Origin of the sequence: Paenibacillus pasadenensis DSM 19293 (assembly GCF_000422485.1) — a bacterium.
GTDB lineage: Bacteria > Bacillota > Bacilli > Paenibacillales > Paenibacillaceae > Paenibacillus_O > Paenibacillus_O pasadenensis.
Genome location: NZ_KE383852.1, coordinates 158,526 through 174,463, shown reverse-complemented (window position 1 = coordinate 174,463; position 15,938 = coordinate 158,526). Strand labels below are relative to the sequence as shown.

Genomic DNA, 15,938 nt, shown 5'->3' with positions numbered 1-15,938 from the left:
CCGACAGCCGCCACGCCCTATGGGCGGGACGGCTGTTTTTTTGCCGTTCGGATGCATTCCTCCGCGGGAAATGGTAATATAGTCATATGGCACGTATGCCGCACCTTATGGCTTGTGCATCATACGCTGTTATATCCGATGCTGCAGAGGAGGATCCTGTCATGAAGATCGAACGGCTGGGGCAAGACAAAATTCGCATTTTTCTGACGTTCGACGACCTGCTGGAGCGCGGGATCCAGAAGGACGACATGTGGCGCGAGATACCGAAAGTGCACGAGCTGTTCAGCGAAATGATGGACCAGGCTTATTCGGAACTCGGCTTCGACGCCAACGGACCGCTGGCCGTCGAGGTGATCGCCATGCCCGCTCAAGGCATGGTCGTCATCGTGACCCGCGGCAAGGTCAATGTCAGCAGCAACGGCCGAATGGACGAGGACGAAGCGGACGAGGAAATGTACGAGATGGAAGTGACGCTGGAATCCAGCGACACGATCATGTATTCGTTCCGCGACTTCGAGGACGTCATCTCTGCCGCCAAGCAGCTGAAGGCTTCCGGATTGACCGAGGAGGGCAAGCTTCATTCCTACCACGGACGCTGGATTCTCGCCTTCGACACCGCCCAGGCGGATGCCGGCGTGCAGAACGCGATGATCGCGGTGCTGGCCGAATTCGGCGAGGCGACCTCCGTCACCTCCGCGGTTTTGGACGAATACGGCAAAGTGATCATGCCCGCCGACGCGGTCCGCGAGCTATGCCATCATTTTTCTTAACCATCCCAGCGACAATGAGCATTCGCGTTCGCCGGCCTGCCGGAGCGAGTGCTCCTTTTTTGTGCTGATCCTATAGCGATTCCCCCGAAGGAGGCGTGACAACGCTTGCTGCTGTTCTCCATCCTGACTGCCGCGATCGCGCCGGGAGTCGCGCTGCTGACCTATCTTTACCTCAAAGACCGATACGACAGCGAGCCGATCCATCTCGTGCTCAAGCTGTTCCTAACCGGCATGCTGATCGTCGTGCCTGTCATGGTGATCCAGCGAGGCTTCGAGCTGTGGCTCGGCAGCCATCCGGTGTTCTTCTCCTTCGGCCTGTCCGGCGGCGTAGAAGAACTGGCGAAATGGTTCGTCCTGTACCATATCATCTTCAACCATACGGAATTCGACGAGCCTTACGACGGCATCGTCTATGCGGCCAGCATCTCGCTCGGCTTCGCGACGCTCGAGAACATCCTCTATGCCGTGTACTATCCGTCCACCTTCACGACCCTCATGCTGCGCGCGCTGCTGCCGGTGTCCGGCCATGCGCTTTTCGGCATCATGATGGGCTATTATTTCGGCAAGGCCAAGTTCGCTCCTCGACGCAGCGTTCGCGGCCTGCTGGCGCTGTCGCTCGCGCTCCCGGTCGTCTGGCACGGCCTGTACGACTGGATCCTCACCTCGGATGTCAGCGAGATCGCGTGGGGCATCATCCCGTTCATGGCGTTCCTCTGGATCTGGGGGCTCGTCAAGATCGGGCGCGCCAACGCGCGCTCCCCGTTCCGCATCGTCGGACGCGAGGAGGAGGTTAAGCTCTGACGGATCGGTCCATACTGCGAATAGAGAGGACCGATCGCGAAAGAGAGGAGGCATGTCATGGAGGAGGCGAGAGTCAAGGTGAGCATCCGCTGCCGCATCTGCGGCGAGAAGTTCGTCCTGCGCGGCAGGAGGGACGGAGCGAGGGTGGACACCGGCTTCAAGCAATGCCTGTGCAACAACACCGACGATTTCGAAATCGAAGAAATGCCGATATAAGCGGTGCATAAAGCTCCTTCCCTCTACCCAAACTAACCCCAGGTTTGGCAGAAGAAAGGAGCTTGTGCTTTATGTACCAACGACTCAGCAGCGTGCTCTTTCCCGTCATGACGCTCCTGCTCATCGGCGCGGCCTACTGGGGATATCAAGAGCATCAGGAAAAGAATTCGATCCTCATCAAGGCGGAGAACCAATACCAGAAAGCTTTCCACGATCTGAGCTATCACATGGATCGGCTCCATCACCAGCTCGGCACGACGCTGGCCGTCAATGCCGGCTCGCAGAACTTCCAGCGCAAGAGCCTCGTGAACGTCTGGCGGCTGACGAGCCAGGCGCAAAGCGAGATCAACCAGCTGCCGGTCCGGATGCTGCCGTTCCAGAAAACCGGCGACTTCCTGTCCCATATTTCCAACTTCGCCTACAAGGCGTCGATGCGCGACCTGACCAAGCAGCCGCTGACGGACGGGGAGATGAAGACGATGCAGACGCTGTTCGACAAGTCGTCGGAAATCAACCGCGACCTCGAGCAGGTGCAGAACAAGGTGCTGCAGGACAAGCTCCGCTGGATGGACGTCGAGACGGCTCTGGCCGCCGACCGCCAGCAGTCCGGCAACGCGATCGTCGAAGGCTTCAAGACGGTCGACTCGAAGGTCGGCCAGTTCGATTCGATTGACTGGGGGCCGACGGTAACGAGCCTGTACGAGAAGCGGACCGTCAGCATGCTCTCCGGCAAGCCGGCGACGCCGGAGGAGATCAAGCGCAAAGCGGCCGAATTCCTCGGCCTCGGCCCGGACGCTCCGATCAAGGTGACCGAGAACGGCAAGGGCACGCCTTACGCCTCTTACTCCGCGATTGTCGAAAAGGGCAGCGGCAAGGACATCGCGATGGATTTCACCTACCGCGGAGGCGACCTGCTCTGGTTCGTCAAGCCTCGCGACATCGCGGACAAGAAGCTGAAGCTGGCCGAGGCCAAAAGCGGCGCCGCGAAGTTTCTGGACAAGCACGGATACAAGGATATGGAAGCCGTCACCTACGACGAGTTCGGCAACGAAGGCGTATTCACCTATGTCGCCAAGCAGGACGGCGTGCTGCTTTATCCGGACAAGCTGACCGTCAAGGTCGCGCTGGACGACGGCGAAGTCGTCGGCCTGCAGGCAGGCGATTACGTCTACGCCCACAAGAAGCGCGACCTGGCGAAGCCGGCGCTCGCCGAGACCGAGGCGCGCAAGGGCTTGACCGAGGCGATGGGCGGCAAGGCCGGCCGTCTGGCGCTGATCAAGAACGAGGACAACGAGGAAGTGCTGTGCTACGAGTACAAAGGCAAGAGCAACGGCTTCACCTATCGGGTCTACATCAATGCCGAGACCGGCGCCGAAGAAGCGGTCGAGGAGATTCCCGAAGCCTGAGCGGCGCGCGTTCCGCCGCTTGCGAGCGGCCGGGTCCGCAGCCGACCCGGCCGCTCCATTCCATCTGGCTCCCTTTCACCCGACATGCTATAATCATGGCATCAAGGGGAGGGGGGCCTTTTTTTGCTGCCTAGAATCAACGATTTCCTGTTCATCCAGGTCGCTTCCTCCGACGAAGAGGAAGCCCAGTCCGTCTACAAGTCCAGGGTGGCGGATGAGGACGCGGATTCCTTGTACATGGAGATTCCGATTCATGAGCCGAGCGGCAAGCTCCGCAAGCTGTATCTGGGAGACGAGCTGTCCATCTTCATCATCAGCCCGGACGGAGTCAAGCATTATTTCAATTCCTACGTGACCGGCTATCGCGACGACGTGCTGCGCCTCGTCCGCATCCGCAAGGCGGAGGAGAGCAGCATGACCCGCATCCAGCGCCGCAGCTACCTGCGCGTGCCGGCCGAGCTGGAGCTGGCCGTGAGCGCGCGCGGACAGAATCGCTTCATCGGCATCACCGACGACGTCGGCGGCGGAGGCATCTCGTTCTATTGCGAGGCCAGCCGGCTGCTGGAGACCGGCATGGAGCTCGAGTGCTGGCTGCTCGTCCCGTTCAAGAACGGCGTCGTGGAGCATGCCTTCTTCAAAGGCGAGGTGATCCGGGCCAAGATGCTCGAGAACGGACGCAAGCAGGCGATGGTCAAGTTCACGACGATCTCCGAGCCGGACCGTCAGAAAATCATCCGCTGCTGCTTCGAGCGGCAGCTCGAGCTGCGCAAATAGGCCGGAAAGCTCCGGCGCCTTTCCCCGCATAGTTTTCCTTTTCAGGCACAAGCTAACAGCGGCGGCCCGGCACGCGGCGGGACGGCGGGAGGGGGAGAGGATGAAGCGGCTCGATGCGCCTACGGCTTGGCTGGCGGCGGCGGCAGCGGCGCTGCTCGCGGCGGCGGTGCTCGCTCAGGCTGGACTGCATGCGCTGGGCAGGCACCCTGGCTTCTCCGTCTGGAGGGCGGACGAGGGCGAGCGTCTCGGACAGTTGATTTGCGATAGGGCGCTAACCGTTTTGCATCCATCCGTTGACTGTGATATAATCGACGGGCAGGCAAAGCCTGCTTTTTTACTGATTTTGGATGACTAACGTAACCTAGATGCTGCTTGGAGGAACCGATCTTGACTATCCATCACGACGGGATGGACGAACGCATCAACATCGCGATCGACGGACCCGCCGGTGCCGGCAAGAGCACCGTTGCACGGAGCGTTGCCGAGGCATTAGGCTATATTTATATCGACACGGGAGCCATGTATCGTGCCGTGACCTGGAGCGCCAGGGAAGCCGGGCTGGATATCGAGAACGACGAAGCCGTGACCGCCCATGCCCGCAAGCTCGACATCCGGCTCGCGCCCGGCCCCGACGGGCAGGTCGTCCTGCTGGGCGGCGAGGATGTGACGAGCCGGATCCGCTCCAGAGACATCAATCTCCACGTTTCCCGGGTCGCCGCGATCGACGGCGTCCGCATCCGGCTCGTCGAGATGCAGCGGGCGCTCGCCTCCGCCAAGGGCGTCGTCATGGACGGCCGCGACATCGGCTCTCACGTCCTGCCGGACGCGGAGCTCAAGGTGTATCTGACGGCGAGCGTGCAGGAGCGCGCCCGCCGGCGCCATCTGGAAGCCGGAGACGCGCTCGGCATCTCGCTCGAGCAGATGGAGCGGGAGATCGAGGAGCGGGACCGCAAGGACATGGGACGGGCCGTATCGCCGCTGCTGCAGGCGGACGACGCGGTGCTGCTCGACAGCACGGGCATTCCGGCGGACGAGGTCGTCTCGAGAATCCGGGAGATGGCGCTCGAGAAACTGGCGGAGGCGAAGCAGGATGCTCTATGAATTTTGCCGAGGCGTCCTGAGAGGCGCTTATGCCGTGCTGTTCCGGCTGAAGGCCGAAGGGCTGCAGCATGTTCCCGCGGACGGGCCGGTCATCCTGTGCTCGAACCACATCAGCAACTTCGATCCGCCTACGGTGGGGATCAAGCTCGACCGCAAGGTCCACTACATGGCCAAGGCGGAGCTGTTCGAAGTGCCGGTGCTGGGCAAGCTGATCCACGGTCTCGGCGCTTTTCCCGTCAAGCGGGGCGGCGTCAGCAAAGAATCGATCCGCACGGCGATCACCCTTCTGAAAGAAGGCGGCGTGATGGGGATCTTCCCGGAAGGGACCCGCAACAGCGGCGGGGACGCGGCCAAAAAAGGCGCGGCCATGATCGCCATGCGGAGCGGAGCGACCGTCATTCCGGTCGCGATCGTCGGCTCTTACCGATTGTTCGGCAAAACCCGCGTCATCTACGGTCCTCCGGTGGATTTGACCGAATTCATCCATTCTTCTTCCGGAGACACGCTGGAGCAGGTCACAGCCAAGATCATGAGCGACATCGCAAAGCTTCGCGAACGAGCATTGTTTTAATCCCTTATTCCTGATTCAACAGTGCAATTTGGGTTTAAATAAAGTTGGGGTATGAACTGAGGAGGTAATTTCGATGTCAGAAGAAACAAAAATCCAGGACTCTGTCCAAGAATCTCAGCAAGGTCTCAGCCAGGATGAGCTGGAGAACATCGTCACCCTGAAAAAGGGCGACATCGTAACCGGCACCATCGTGAAAGTCGAAGACAACCAGGCTACGGTAAGCCTCGGTTATAAATATGACGGCATCATTCCGCTGCGCGAGCTGAGCTCCGTTCAGCTGGACAGCGCGAACGACGCCGTCAAGCTCGGCGATGAGCTGACCCTCAAGGTCATCACGATCGATGACGAGAAGGAAAAGCTGCTGCTCTCCAAAAAAGCAGTGGACGCAGAAAAGTCCTGGGACTCCCTGCAAGCGCAGTTCGAAGCCGGCGAGGTTCTCGAAGTGACGGTTGCAGACGTAGTCAAAGGCGGTCTTGTCGTTGACGTCGGCGTACGCGGATTCATTCCGGCATCGATGGTCGAGCGTCATTTCGTCGAAGACTTCAAAGACTACAAAGGCCGTACCCTGAAAGTGAAGATCAAGGAAATCGACCGCGAGAACAACAAAATCATCCTCTCCGCCAAAGAAGTTCTGGAAGCGGAATTCGAGCAAAACAAGCAAAAGGTCATGGACAGCCTGCAAGTGGGCCAAGAGCTCGAAGGCACGGTGCAACGCCTGACTCCGTTCGGCGCATTCGTCGACATCGGCGGAGTAGACGGACTGGTGCACGTATCCGAAATGTCCTGGCAGCATGTGGCGCATCCGAAGGATGTCGTCTCCGAAGGCCAAGCGGTACGCGTGAAGGTGCTTAAGCTGGATCCTTCCGTCGGCAAGATCAGCCTCAGCATCAAAGCCGCTCAGCCGGGTCCTTGGGAATCCGTGAACGGCCAGTTCAAGACGGGCGACATCGTAACGGGTACGGTTCGCCGTCTCGTGAACTTCGGCGCGTTCGTCGAGATCGCGCCTGGCGTCGAAGGTCTCGTGCACGTTTCGCAGATCGCTCACCGCCATGTGGCTACGCCGCAGGAAGTGCTCAAGGAAGGCCAAGAAGTCAAGGCAAAAATCCTCGACTTCAATCCGTCCGAGAAGCGCGTCAGCCTGAGCATCAAAGAAACGGAAGAAGCTCCGGAGCAAGCTCCTCGTTCCGAGCGTCCTGCTCGCGAGCGTTCCGACCGCGGCGGCTTCAAGGAGAAGATCGACAATCCGAACGTCTCCCTGAGCAACCAAAGCATGAGCTTCAACCTCGGCGAGCGCTTCGGCGACAAGCTGAGCAAGTTCAAAAACTAATCGTCATTTCCAAAAGCCCTGTTTCGCCTTCTGGCGAAACAGGGCTTTTTTGGCTGATAATCCCCCGCCGCTACGCGCATAATAGCCGGGTGGAGGTGAAGCCAATGGCGGCCATCAGCGATGGATTCGCAGCGGCGCAGGTCGCGCTCATCGGGCTCATATTGCTGGCAAGCGGCTGGAACAAAGAAGCGGCCGGCGGACTGAAGGCGAGGCATGGAGCGGCGGCGCTGGCGGTGCTTTGCGCGCTCTCGCCCGTATGGATTCCGCTGGGGAGCAAGCTCGTCGTGAACGGAGCGGCGATCGCTCTCGTTTTCTTTGCTCTCTGGACGCTGCAGCGGCATATCCGCGCATCCGACCGGCTTTATTTGCTCGGATGCGCGTTTTTGCTCGGCTTCCTGCTGATCTGGCTGGACAGCCTGTTTCTGGCTGCGCCGCAGCTCGTCCTCGCGCGCAGCGGCTGGGACGCGGCATTGATCGGCGGCGCCCTGGCCGCGCTGCTGTCGCTTCGGGCGCCGGCGCAGCTCGTCATTCTGACGGGAGCGGCGACGCTCGTCTCCCTTTATCCGCTGCTCGCCGACAGCTGGCAGGGACCGGTCGCCGTCGGCGATGCGGCAGGGTGGGATCGGCTTGCGCTGGCGGCTGCCGCCTGCAGGCTGTCCTCGCTGGCGATCGCAGCGGCCGCCCGCCAGCTCGCTCGCCTGCTGGCGGGGCGCGAACGACAACCCGAAAGAGAGGTGTAGCCGATGCTTCGCCAGATCCAGGACTATTTTGAAGCGAACCAGATGGTCGCCTCCGTGCTGATCGGCATCGGCTTCGGCGTCATTGCCCGGCTGCTGCTGCTGCGCTCCGACTATCGCCAGTACCCGACGTTCCCGCATGGCCAGATCATCCATCTGTCGCTCGGCTTCATCGCGTCCGCGCTCGGAGCGGTCGCGGTGCCGGCGCTGTACCAGAAAAACCTGACGGCGATCACGTTCCTGACCGTAGCCGCCCAGCAGTTCCGCGACGTCCGCAACATGGAGCGGGAGACGCTGTCGAAGATGGATTCGATGGAGCTCGTTTCACGCGGCACATCCTATATCGAAGGCATAGCGATGGTATTCGAGGGAAGAAACTATCTCGTCATCCTGGCGGCGATGACGGCAAGCTTAGGCTCGGTAGCGATCAACGTCTGGGCAGGCCTTCTGGGCGGGCTGCTTGCGCTCGCGGCGGTATGGAAGCTGCGCTCCGGCAAGTCGGTGTCCCATATCGCGGACGTGCAGGCCGGCGAGCTGCGGATGGACGGACCGGATCTGTATGTGGACGACATCTACATCATGAACGTCGGCCTGGAGAGCGACCAGCAGATCATCCGCGAGCGCGGGCTCGGCCTCGTGCTGGCTCCGCGCAATGCCAATGGACGGGTCACGCTGTCCAACATCGGCCAGCGGCAGGCGATCCTCTACGATCTGTCGACGATTCTCGGCGTGCATCGCGATACGGGCGAGCCGGCGCTGCTGCCGATGGCCAAGCTGGACATGGACTCCGGCCGGCTCGGCGTGTTCATCCTGCCGCATGAGAAGGACGAATCGAAGGCGCTTGAAATCGCGGGAAGGGTGCCGCTGCTGGAGACGGCGGTGCGCATGCCTTCCAAGGCCGGCGTCAACCAGGAGGCGAAGGACAATGGCTAGAATCGTGGCGGTCGTCAGCTCGAAAGCGGACGCGACGCTCGGCGGAGGCGCGCCCGTATTCATTGAAAACGAGCCGGAAAAAGCGGAGCAGACGGCGTTTCTGCTGGAGAAGATTCTCGATGCGAACGCTCATGACCTCAAGAATGGAAGCTACATCCTCGTCGACCATAAAGGCTGATCCGGTCTTTCGTCTTGCGGCGAGGAGCCTGAAAAGTTAGCCAACTCAGCTGTTTTTTGCTATGATGGAAGGCGTGAGAATTTTTGAGAGGGTGTATGTTATGGCAAGACCCGTAATAGCTATCGTGGGCAGGCCGAATGTGGGAAAATCCACGATCTTCAACCGGGTCATAGGCGACCGCCTGGCGATCGTGGAGGACAAGCCCGGCGTCACGCGTGACCGGATCTATGGAACCGGTGAATGGAATGGAAAATCCTTCAGTATCGTCGATACTGGCGGAATTGAATTGGACGGCGAAGACGAGATCATGAAATCCGTCCGCATGCAGGCGGAGCTCGCGGTCGAGGAAGCGGACGTCATCATCTTCATGGTGGACGCCAAGACCGGACTGACGCTGGCCGACGAGGAAGTGGCGCAGATGCTGTTCCGCTCCCGCAAGCCGGTCGTCGTCGCGGTCAACAAGGTCGACAACCATGGCCGAATGGAAGATATCTATGAGTTTTTCGGCCTCGGATTCGGCAGTCCGATCGCGATCTCCGGCTCGCACGGCACCGGCATCGGCGACCTGCTCGACGAAGCGGTGTCCAAGCTGCCGGAGCTCGAGGAAGACGGGTATGACGAGGATGTCATCAAGGTGGCCCTCATCGGACGCCCGAACGTCGGCAAATCGTCGCTCGTCAACGCGCTGCTCGGCGAGGAACGCGTCATTGTAAGCGATGTCGCGGGCACGACGCGCGACGCGATCGACACTCCGTTCGAAAAGGACGGACAGCGCTACGTGCTCATTGACACGGCCGGCATGCGCAAGCGCGGCAAGGTGTACGAATCGACCGAGAAGTACAGCGTCATGCGGTCGCTGAAGGCGATCGAGCGCGCGGACGTCGTGCTTATCCTGATCAATGCCGAGGAAGGCATCATCGAGCAGGACAAGCATATCGCGGGTTATGCCCACGAAGCCGGCAAGGCGTCGGTCTTCGTCGTGAACAAGTGGGACGCGGTGGACAAGGACGACAAGACGATGCAGTTGTTCTCCCAGAACATCCGCGACCACTTCCTGTTCATGACATACGCGCCGATCGTCTTCCTGTCCGCCTTGACCAAGTCGCGGCTGCACAAGCTGCTGCCGGTCATCAACCACGTCTCGGAGCAGCATGCGCTGCGCATCCAGACGCATCTGCTCAACGACGTCATCTCCGATGCCGTCGCGATCAATCCGCCGCCGACCGACAAGGGGCGCCGCCTGCGGATCAACTACGTCACCCAGGTCGCAGTGCGGCCGCCGACGATCGTCATCTTCGTCAACGCGCCGGAGATCATGCATTTCTCCTATGAGCGATATCTGGAAAACAAGATCCGCGCCGCGTTCAATTTCGAAGGCACTCCGGTCCGCTTGTTCACCCGCCGGAAGTCGGACGAGGATTAGGAGAGAATGGCCTTGCTGACAACCATCCTTGCGATTGCAGCCAGCTACGCGCTAGGCTCCGTCTCGTTCAGCATTCTGATCGCCCGCTACTTCAAGGGCATCGACATCCGCCATCACGGCAGCGGCAACGCCGGGGCGACGAACACGCTGCGCGTGCTCGGCAAAGGTCCCGGCATCGCGGTGTTCGTCCTTGACATCCTCAAGGGCGTCGCCGCGGTATGGATCGGCCGCTTGGCCGCTCCGGACGTCGACTGGCTGCCCGCCGTCTGCGGGCTTGCCGTCATCGCCGGGCACAACTGGCCGATCTTCTTCCGCTTCCGAGGAGGCAAGGGCATCGCGACGATGATCGGCGCGATGGTCTCGCTTGCTTTCATACCTTCGCTGTATGCCGGCATCATCGCGATCCTGCTCGTCGCCATCACGCGCTATGTCTCGCTGGGCTCGCTCGTTTTCGCCCTGCTGACGCCATTATCCATCTTTCTTCTGATCGGCATCGGACCGATCTTCTGGACATCGGCCGTGCTGTGCGTGTTCGCGTTTGTCCGGCATCGGAGCAACCTCGTCAAGCTGTACAAGGGCACGGAGAACAAGCTTGGCGCAAAAAAGCCATGAGGGGGCCGCTATGAAGCAAACGGACGGCTCGCCTCGCGAGCTCAAAAAAGCGGCCGTGCTCGTCGCCGGCAGCTGGGGCACGGCCCTGGCCGCCGTCCTGGCGGCGAACGGCCATGAAGTCGTCATGTGGACCCGGAGCGCCTCGCAGGCCGCAGAAATCCGGGACTCGCACGCCAACACGAAATACTTGCCCGGAGCGGCGCTGCCGGACAATCTGACGGCGACGACCGACATGGCGGAGGCGCTGAAGGACGCTCGGCTCGTGCTGTTCGCGGCTCCGAGCTCGGCGATGCGCCAGGTCGCCTCGGCGGCCGCTCCCCTGCTCGATCCGGATGCGGTCATTGTCCACGCGGCCAAAGGCTTCGAGATCGACTCGCTGGAGCGCATGTCGCATGTGCTGGCGGAGGAGCTTGGACGCCCGCTGGAGACGATCGTCGTGCTGTCGGGACCGAGCCATGCGGAAGAAGTGGTGAAGCAGCTGCCGACGACCGTCGTCGTCGCCTCGGAGGCCGAAGGCTATGCCGAGCAGGCTCAGGACGCCTTCATCAACTCCTGCTTCCGCGTTTATACGAACCGGGACGTGATCGGCGTCGAGGTCGCCGGCGCGATCAAGAACATCATCGCGCTCGGAGCGGGACTGTCCGACGGCCTCGGCTTCGGCGACAACGCCAAGGCCGCGCTGCTCACGCGCGGACTCGCGGAGATCGGCCGGCTCGGCCAAGCGATGGGGGCGAACATGATGACGTTCGCCGGCCTCGCCGGCGTCGGCGATCTCGTCGCGACCTGCACGAGTCCGCATAGCCGCAACTGGCGCGCCGGCTCGCTGCTCGCAAGCGGGCTGTCGCTGGACGAGGTGCTCGCTAAGGTCGGCATGGTCGTCGAAGGCGTGCGCACGACGAGATCGGCTCGCTCGCTCGCCGCCCGCTACGGCGTCGAGATGCCGATCACCGACCAGCTGTATGAGGTGCTGTTCCAGAACAAGGCTCCGCGCGAGGCGGTAGAGAGCCTGATGCTGCGCGACCGCACCGGCGAGCTCTAGCCCGGCCGGGCGTCTGTCCTTCCGGGCAGCTCGCCCGCACCTCCCGGCGCCTGCGCTCATAGGATGATGGCAGAGCGGTTATGCCGCCGGATCCACCCGGCGTCTATAGCCCCATCATTCCTGGGGAGGGCGACACGATGGGCAAGAACTCGCCGAAGGACATCCTGAGCGCGGTCAACAAAAAGACGGGCAAGAACATTACCGAAAATCAGGTCAAGAAGCTTGCCAGCGGCGTCACGCCGGATACGATGCAGAGCGAGGAAGAGCTCCGCAAGCTGGTGAAGCAGGTCGCCAGCATGGCCAAAGTTCCGGTATCCGAGCAGACGATGAACGATATCGTCAAGGCGGTCAAGAGCAGCGGCATGAGCATGGGGAACCTGGAGACGCTGATGAAGATGATGATCAAAAAATAAAGGTATTCCGTACGGAGAGAATTGGGGCCGGTACCGCCGCGGCCGCGGCAGTGCCGGCCTTTCGCGCGGCCGTTGCCGGACAAGCTTTGCGTGGCCGCCGAGCTCCGTCGGAACAGGGATGGGAGTGTCGGAAGATGGATCCGATGACAGTCATGTGGATCTCTCTGATCGGAATCGGGATGATGGTCATTTCGGCTCTGATGATTACGTTCGCCCGCGCGAAGACGCGAGGCATCCTGCGTGGAGCGCTCTCGCTGATCGCTTTCGTGCTGCTCGTCATCGGCTTTTTGCTGGGCGTATTTTCCATCATTGCGTAGACAGGGAGGCGATTCGAGGTGATCAAGCTGCAAGGGCGCACCCGACTGACGGAGACGCCGGCGGTCAAGGGCGCGACGCTGCTCGAGCTCGCATTGAAGGCGAAGGCGGAGTGGGGCTCCTCCTGCCGGAGAGGCACCTGCGCGCGCTGCCGCTGCCTGATTGTGGACGGCATGGATCAGCTCGAGCCGGTCACCGACGCCGAGTGGGACAGGCTGGAGCCGGAGGAATTTGATCAGGGCTACCGCCTTTCCTGTCAAGCGGTCGTCCGCTCCGACGAAGCGGTCATTGAAGTGCGCCACAAGCCTTATTTCTAAAGGAGAGTCGGGAAGCGTGGTCCAAGTCACGTTTTGGCCTGAGGGCAGATCGGTGCGGGTGCGCCCGGGCACGACGCTGCTGGAAGCGGCCCGGCTCGCGGGACGGCCGATCGCGGTCCGCTGCGGCGGTAAGGCCGCTTGCCTCATGTGCAAGCTCGGCGTGCATCCGGAGCACGGCGAGGCCGGATTGTCCCGGCCGACGCCGCAGGAGCGGCATAAGCTCGGCGAGGGCGGAGAGACGCGGCTCGGCTGCCAATGCCGAGCGGTCGGCGATTGCCACGCCGTGCTGCCGGAAGACCCGCTCAAGGCGGCGGTGCGCCGTCAGCTCGAGCGTCAAGCCGAAGAGGACGACGACAGCTGGCTGCGTTCTTTTCGCATGAAGGATCAGGAGGAACCCCAATGAACAAAGCAACTGCGGCAAGCGCCGCGCGGATCGAGGCTGCAGGCAGGCGGCTGCTGGCGGCGGCGGCGATCGCAAGCATGGCGACGCTGCTGTCGGGCTGCCTCTATCCTCGGGAGCAGCTCGGCCAGAACCAGCTGCCGGCCAAGGACGCCGTCGCCGGCGTGCAGGCGGTCGTCGACCTGTATCAACAGGAAACGGGACTGCTTCCGCTCAAAAACGCAACGGCGGAGACGCCGGCTTACGAGAAGTTCGCCGTCGATTTCGGCAAGCTGCAGCGCAGCCGCTATCTGTCGGAGCTGCCGGCCGCCTCGTTCGAAAAAGGCGGAAGCTACTACTTCCTCATCCAGAACGAGGAGACCGATCCGACCGTCAAGCTGATGCCGCTGCCTGTGTTCCAGGCGGTGAACGACATGCAGGCGGAGATCGCCCGTCTCGTCCGCGGAGGAGGAGCCGTTCCGCTCGGAGAAAGCCTTTATCCAGGCTTCTACCGGATCGACTACGGCAAGCTCGGCCTCAAGGAGCCGAAGCTGCGGAGCGTCTATTCCGGCGGCGCGCTGTCGCTCATGGCGGACGAGCGGGGCAAGGTCTACGCCGATTACGGACCCGATCTGATGCGTGCGGCTCAAAAGCGCGGACTTAAATCGATCGGGCCCGATGTCGACCTGCGCTCGCTGCTGGCGGAGGACACCGACTTCGTGCCGGTCAAATCGCCGGTCTATCATCTGATCGATCAGGAGCCGGTTCCGCAGCCGGACCCGTCCTGACCTCTTTGAACCTCTCTCTTGCAGGATGCCCGGGCATCCTGCAGGAGAGAGGTTCTTTTCGATTCGGCCGGGGCATATCATACATTCTTGAAAGGTCGGGTCGGTCCGGATCGGGATGCAAGATTGGTTGGCGCAACCGTCATAATCCGGAAGGATGGACAATATGCTATTACTAGTCCACAGCATGTACGAGTTGCGTCGCTTGCCTGCCCTCTTGACCGGTGGAAGGCGACGAACCGGATAATCGATTGGGAGGGGATCTGAAAGTGGAAAAAGTGGATATTTTCAAGGACATCGCCGAACGGACCGGCGGGGACATCTACCTCGGCGTCGTCGGCGCGGTCCGGACCGGCAAATCGACCTTCATCAAGCGATTCATGGAAACGACCGTACTCCCGAACATCACGAGCGAGGTCGACCGCGTGCGCGCCGTGGATGAGCTGCCCCAAAGCGCGGCAGGCAAGACGATCATGACGACGGAGCCGAAGTTCGTGCCGAACCAGGCGGTCCGCATCCATGTGGCCGAAGGGCTCGAGGTGAACGTGCGGCTGGTCGACTGCGTCGGCTACGCGGTGGACGGCGCCAAAGGCTACGAGGACGAGAACGGCCCGCGCATGATCACGACGCCTTGGTTCGAGGAGCCGATCCCGTTCCAGGAAGCGGCCGAGATCGGCACGCGCAAGGTCATCCAGGAGCATTCCACGCTCGGCGTCGTCGTGACGACCGACGGCACGATCGCCGAGATCCCCCGCAGCTCGTACGTGGAGTCGGAAGAGCGCGTCATCGCGGAGCTCAAGGAAGTCGGCAAGCCGTTCGTGCTGATCATCAACTCGACGCGGCCGAAAAGCGACGAGGCGCTCCAGCTGCGCGGCGAGCTGCAGGCGAAATACGACATCCCGGTCATGACGCTGAGCGCGGCCAGCATGGGCGAGGAGGAAGTGACCTCCGTCCTGCGTGAGGTGCTCTACGAATTCCCGGTGCATGAAGTGAACGTCAACCTGCCGAGCTGGGTCATGGTGCTCAGCGAGAACCACTGGCTCCGCAGCAACTACGAGAACTCGGTGCGCGATACGGTCCAGGACATCCGGAGGCTGCGCGACGTGGACCGCGTGGTCGCCCAGTTCATGGAATACGACTTCATCTCGCGCGCCGGATTGAGCGATATGAACATGGGCCAAGGCGTGGCCGAGATCGACCTGTACGCGCCTGACGAGCTGTACGACCAGATCCTGATGGAGGTCGTAGGCGTCGAGATCCGCGGCAAGGATCATCTGCTCCAGCTCATGCAGGACTTCACCCATGCCAAGCGCGAGTACGACCGGTTCGCCGAGGCGCTGGAAATGGTTAAGACGACGGGCTACGGCATCGCCGCTCCGACGCTGGCCGAGATGCAGCTCGACGAGCCTGAGCTCATCCGCCAAGGCTCCCGCTTCGGCGTGAGGCTGAAGGCGACCGCGCCGTCGATCCACATGATCCGGGTCGACGTCGAGTCGGAGTTCGCGCCGATCATCGGCACGGAAAAGCAGAGCGAGGAGCTCGTGCGCTATCTGATGCAGGACTTCGAGAACGATCCGATCAAGGTGTGGGATTCCGACATGTTCGGCCGCTCGCTCCACTCGATCGTACGCGAAGGCATCCAGGGCAAGATCGCCATGATGCCGGACAACGCCCGCTACAAGCTGCAGGAGACGCTCGGCCGCATCATCAACGAGGGCTCGGGCGGGTTGATCGCGATTATTCTCTGATTCGCATAAATATGCAGCATCTTCAACAGCCGAATGTCAGCCGACATTCGGCTTCTTCTATTTACGGCGAGATGAGATTCGCGATATATCTAT

21 protein-coding genes are annotated in these 15,938 nt (G+C 61.6%); all 21 read left to right on the top strand.

The genetic code is table 11. The features are described from left to right. Window positions 1-161 precede the first annotated feature (161 nt). The 21 genes from H582_RS0118960 (at window position 162) to spoIVA (ending at window position 15,845) form a co-directional block, all read left to right on the top strand. Window positions 162-770, top strand: coding sequence for a genetic competence negative regulator (locus H582_RS0118960; RefSeq protein ID WP_028599801.1), 609 nt, complete (start codon window positions 162-164; stop codon window positions 768-770). 105 nt (window positions 771-875) lie between these two features. After that, window positions 876-1,571, top strand: coding sequence for a glutamic-type intramembrane protease PrsW (gene prsW, locus H582_RS0118955; RefSeq protein WP_028599800.1), 696 nt, complete (start codon window positions 876-878; stop codon window positions 1,569-1,571). A 57-nt stretch (window positions 1,572-1,628) separates the two neighbouring features. Then, on the top strand, window positions 1,629-1,787 hold the full coding sequence (locus H582_RS32475; RefSeq protein WP_164820118.1) for a hypothetical protein: 159 nt from the start codon (window positions 1,629-1,631) through the stop codon (window positions 1,785-1,787). A 71-nt stretch (window positions 1,788-1,858) separates the two neighbouring features. Further along, window positions 1,859-3,193: a germination protein YpeB gene (gene ypeB, locus H582_RS0118945; protein ID WP_028599799.1), complete on the top strand. Its 1,335-nt coding sequence runs from the start codon at window positions 1,859-1,861 to the stop codon at window positions 3,191-3,193. Window positions 3,194-3,316: 123 nt separating this feature from the next. After that, window positions 3,317-3,967 carry a flagellar brake protein gene (locus tag H582_RS0118940; protein WP_028599798.1) on the top strand — a complete coding sequence of 217 codons (651 nt, stop codon included), beginning with the start codon at window positions 3,317-3,319 and terminating at the stop codon, window positions 3,965-3,967. 100 nt (window positions 3,968-4,067) lie between these two features. Further along, on the top strand, window positions 4,068-4,322 hold the full coding sequence (locus tag H582_RS0118935; protein WP_028599797.1) for a hypothetical protein: 255 nt from the start codon (window positions 4,068-4,070) through the stop codon (window positions 4,320-4,322). A gap of 32 nt (window positions 4,323-4,354) precedes the next feature. After that, window positions 4,355-5,068 (top strand): (d)CMP kinase, encoded by a 714-nt coding sequence (cmk, locus tag H582_RS0118930; RefSeq protein ID WP_028599796.1) that lies wholly within the window; start codon window positions 4,355-4,357, stop codon window positions 5,066-5,068. Further along, a complete protein-coding gene (locus H582_RS0118925; RefSeq protein WP_028599795.1) occupies window positions 5,058-5,639 on the top strand; it encodes a lysophospholipid acyltransferase family protein in 582 nt (193 codons plus the stop codon). The genes cmk and H582_RS0118925 overlap by 11 nt, the downstream gene beginning before the upstream one ends. A 73-nt stretch (window positions 5,640-5,712) precedes the next feature. Beyond that, on the top strand, window positions 5,713-6,966 hold the full coding sequence (gene rpsA, locus H582_RS0118920; protein ID WP_028599794.1) for a 30S ribosomal protein S1: 1,254 nt from the start codon (window positions 5,713-5,715) through the stop codon (window positions 6,964-6,966). A 104-nt stretch (window positions 6,967-7,070) separates the two neighbouring features. Further along, window positions 7,071-7,706 carry a YphA family membrane protein gene (locus tag H582_RS0118915; RefSeq protein WP_028599793.1) on the top strand — a complete coding sequence of 212 codons (636 nt, stop codon included), beginning with the start codon at window positions 7,071-7,073 and terminating at the stop codon, window positions 7,704-7,706. Window positions 7,707-7,709: 3 nt separating this feature from the next. After that, window positions 7,710-8,636, top strand: a complete 927-nt coding sequence (locus tag H582_RS0118910; protein ID WP_028599792.1) for a YIEGIA family protein — start codon at window positions 7,710-7,712, stop codon at window positions 8,634-8,636. Then, complete coding sequence (locus H582_RS0118905; protein ID WP_028599791.1) at window positions 8,629-8,814, top strand: capping complex subunit for YIEGIA; 186 nt, start codon at window positions 8,629-8,631, stop codon at window positions 8,812-8,814. Before H582_RS0118910 ends, H582_RS0118905 begins: the two co-directional genes overlap by 8 nt. Before the next feature lie 100 nt (window positions 8,815-8,914). Further along, entirely contained in the window at window positions 8,915-10,237 is a 1,323-nt protein-coding gene (gene der, locus H582_RS0118900) for a ribosome biogenesis GTPase Der (protein ID WP_028599790.1), read from the top strand. Between the two features lie 12 nt (window positions 10,238-10,249). Next, on the top strand, window positions 10,250-10,849 hold the full coding sequence (plsY, locus tag H582_RS0118895; RefSeq protein ID WP_028599789.1) for a glycerol-3-phosphate 1-O-acyltransferase PlsY: 600 nt from the start codon (window positions 10,250-10,252) through the stop codon (window positions 10,847-10,849). A 10-nt stretch (window positions 10,850-10,859) separates the two neighbouring features. After that, complete coding sequence (locus H582_RS0118890) at window positions 10,860-11,888, top strand: NAD(P)H-dependent glycerol-3-phosphate dehydrogenase (RefSeq protein WP_052333428.1); 1,029 nt, start codon at window positions 10,860-10,862, stop codon at window positions 11,886-11,888. Window positions 11,889-12,025: 137 nt separating this feature from the next. Next, complete coding sequence (locus tag H582_RS0118885) at window positions 12,026-12,301, top strand: stage VI sporulation protein F (protein WP_028599787.1); 276 nt, start codon at window positions 12,026-12,028, stop codon at window positions 12,299-12,301. 134 nt (window positions 12,302-12,435) lie between these two features. Further along, complete coding sequence (locus H582_RS0118880) at window positions 12,436-12,618, top strand: DUF2768 family protein (RefSeq protein WP_028599786.1); 183 nt, start codon at window positions 12,436-12,438, stop codon at window positions 12,616-12,618. An 18-nt stretch (window positions 12,619-12,636) separates the two neighbouring features. Beyond that, on the top strand, window positions 12,637-12,933 hold the full coding sequence (locus H582_RS0118875; protein ID WP_028599785.1) for a 2Fe-2S iron-sulfur cluster-binding protein: 297 nt from the start codon (window positions 12,637-12,639) through the stop codon (window positions 12,931-12,933). 16 nt (window positions 12,934-12,949) lie between these two features. Continuing rightward, on the top strand, window positions 12,950-13,336 hold the full coding sequence (locus tag H582_RS28430) for a 2Fe-2S iron-sulfur cluster-binding protein (RefSeq protein WP_052333427.1): 387 nt from the start codon (window positions 12,950-12,952) through the stop codon (window positions 13,334-13,336). Further along, a complete protein-coding gene (locus H582_RS0118865; RefSeq protein ID WP_052333426.1) occupies window positions 13,333-14,100 on the top strand; it encodes a hypothetical protein in 768 nt (255 codons plus the stop codon). The genes H582_RS28430 and H582_RS0118865 overlap by 4 nt, the downstream gene beginning before the upstream one ends. 266 nt (window positions 14,101-14,366) lie before the next feature. Next, the gene (spoIVA, locus tag H582_RS0118860; RefSeq protein WP_028599783.1) at window positions 14,367-15,845 is read left to right on the top strand and encodes a stage IV sporulation protein A; all 1,479 of its coding nucleotides are present in this window, start codon (window positions 14,367-14,369) and stop codon (window positions 15,843-15,845) included. Window positions 15,846-15,938: the final 93 nt, after the last annotated feature.

Excerpts from the sequence above, each read along its gene's own strand:
- H582_RS0118960 (WP_028599801.1), top strand. The coding sequence starts at position 162 with ATGAAGATCGAACGGCTGGGGCAAGACAAAATTCGCATTTTTCTGACG.
- H582_RS32475 (WP_164820118.1), top strand. The coding sequence starts at position 1,629 with ATGGAGGAGGCGAGAGTCAAGGTGAGCATCCGCTGCCGCATCTGCGGC.
- ypeB (WP_028599799.1), top strand. The coding sequence starts at position 1,859 with ATGTACCAACGACTCAGCAGCGTGCTCTTTCCCGTCATGACGCTCCTG.
- H582_RS0118935 (WP_028599797.1), top strand. The coding sequence starts at position 4,068 with ATGAAGCGGCTCGATGCGCCTACGGCTTGGCTGGCGGCGGCGGCAGCG.
- H582_RS0118925 (WP_028599795.1), top strand. The coding sequence starts at position 5,058 with ATGCTCTATGAATTTTGCCGAGGCGTCCTGAGAGGCGCTTATGCCGTG.
- rpsA (WP_028599794.1), top strand. The coding sequence starts at position 5,713 with ATGTCAGAAGAAACAAAAATCCAGGACTCTGTCCAAGAATCTCAGCAA.
- H582_RS0118915 (WP_028599793.1), top strand. The coding sequence starts at position 7,071 with ATGGCGGCCATCAGCGATGGATTCGCAGCGGCGCAGGTCGCGCTCATC.
- H582_RS0118910 (WP_028599792.1), top strand. The coding sequence starts at position 7,710 with ATGCTTCGCCAGATCCAGGACTATTTTGAAGCGAACCAGATGGTCGCC.
- H582_RS0118905 (WP_028599791.1), top strand. The coding sequence starts at position 8,629 with ATGGCTAGAATCGTGGCGGTCGTCAGCTCGAAAGCGGACGCGACGCTC.
- der (WP_028599790.1), top strand. The coding sequence starts at position 8,915 with ATGGCAAGACCCGTAATAGCTATCGTGGGCAGGCCGAATGTGGGAAAA.
- H582_RS0118890 (WP_052333428.1), top strand. The coding sequence starts at position 10,860 with ATGAAGCAAACGGACGGCTCGCCTCGCGAGCTCAAAAAAGCGGCCGTG.
- H582_RS0118885 (WP_028599787.1), top strand. The coding sequence starts at position 12,026 with ATGGGCAAGAACTCGCCGAAGGACATCCTGAGCGCGGTCAACAAAAAG.
- H582_RS0118880 (WP_028599786.1), top strand. The coding sequence starts at position 12,436 with ATGGATCCGATGACAGTCATGTGGATCTCTCTGATCGGAATCGGGATG.
- H582_RS0118865 (WP_052333426.1), top strand. The coding sequence starts at position 13,333 with ATGAACAAAGCAACTGCGGCAAGCGCCGCGCGGATCGAGGCTGCAGGC.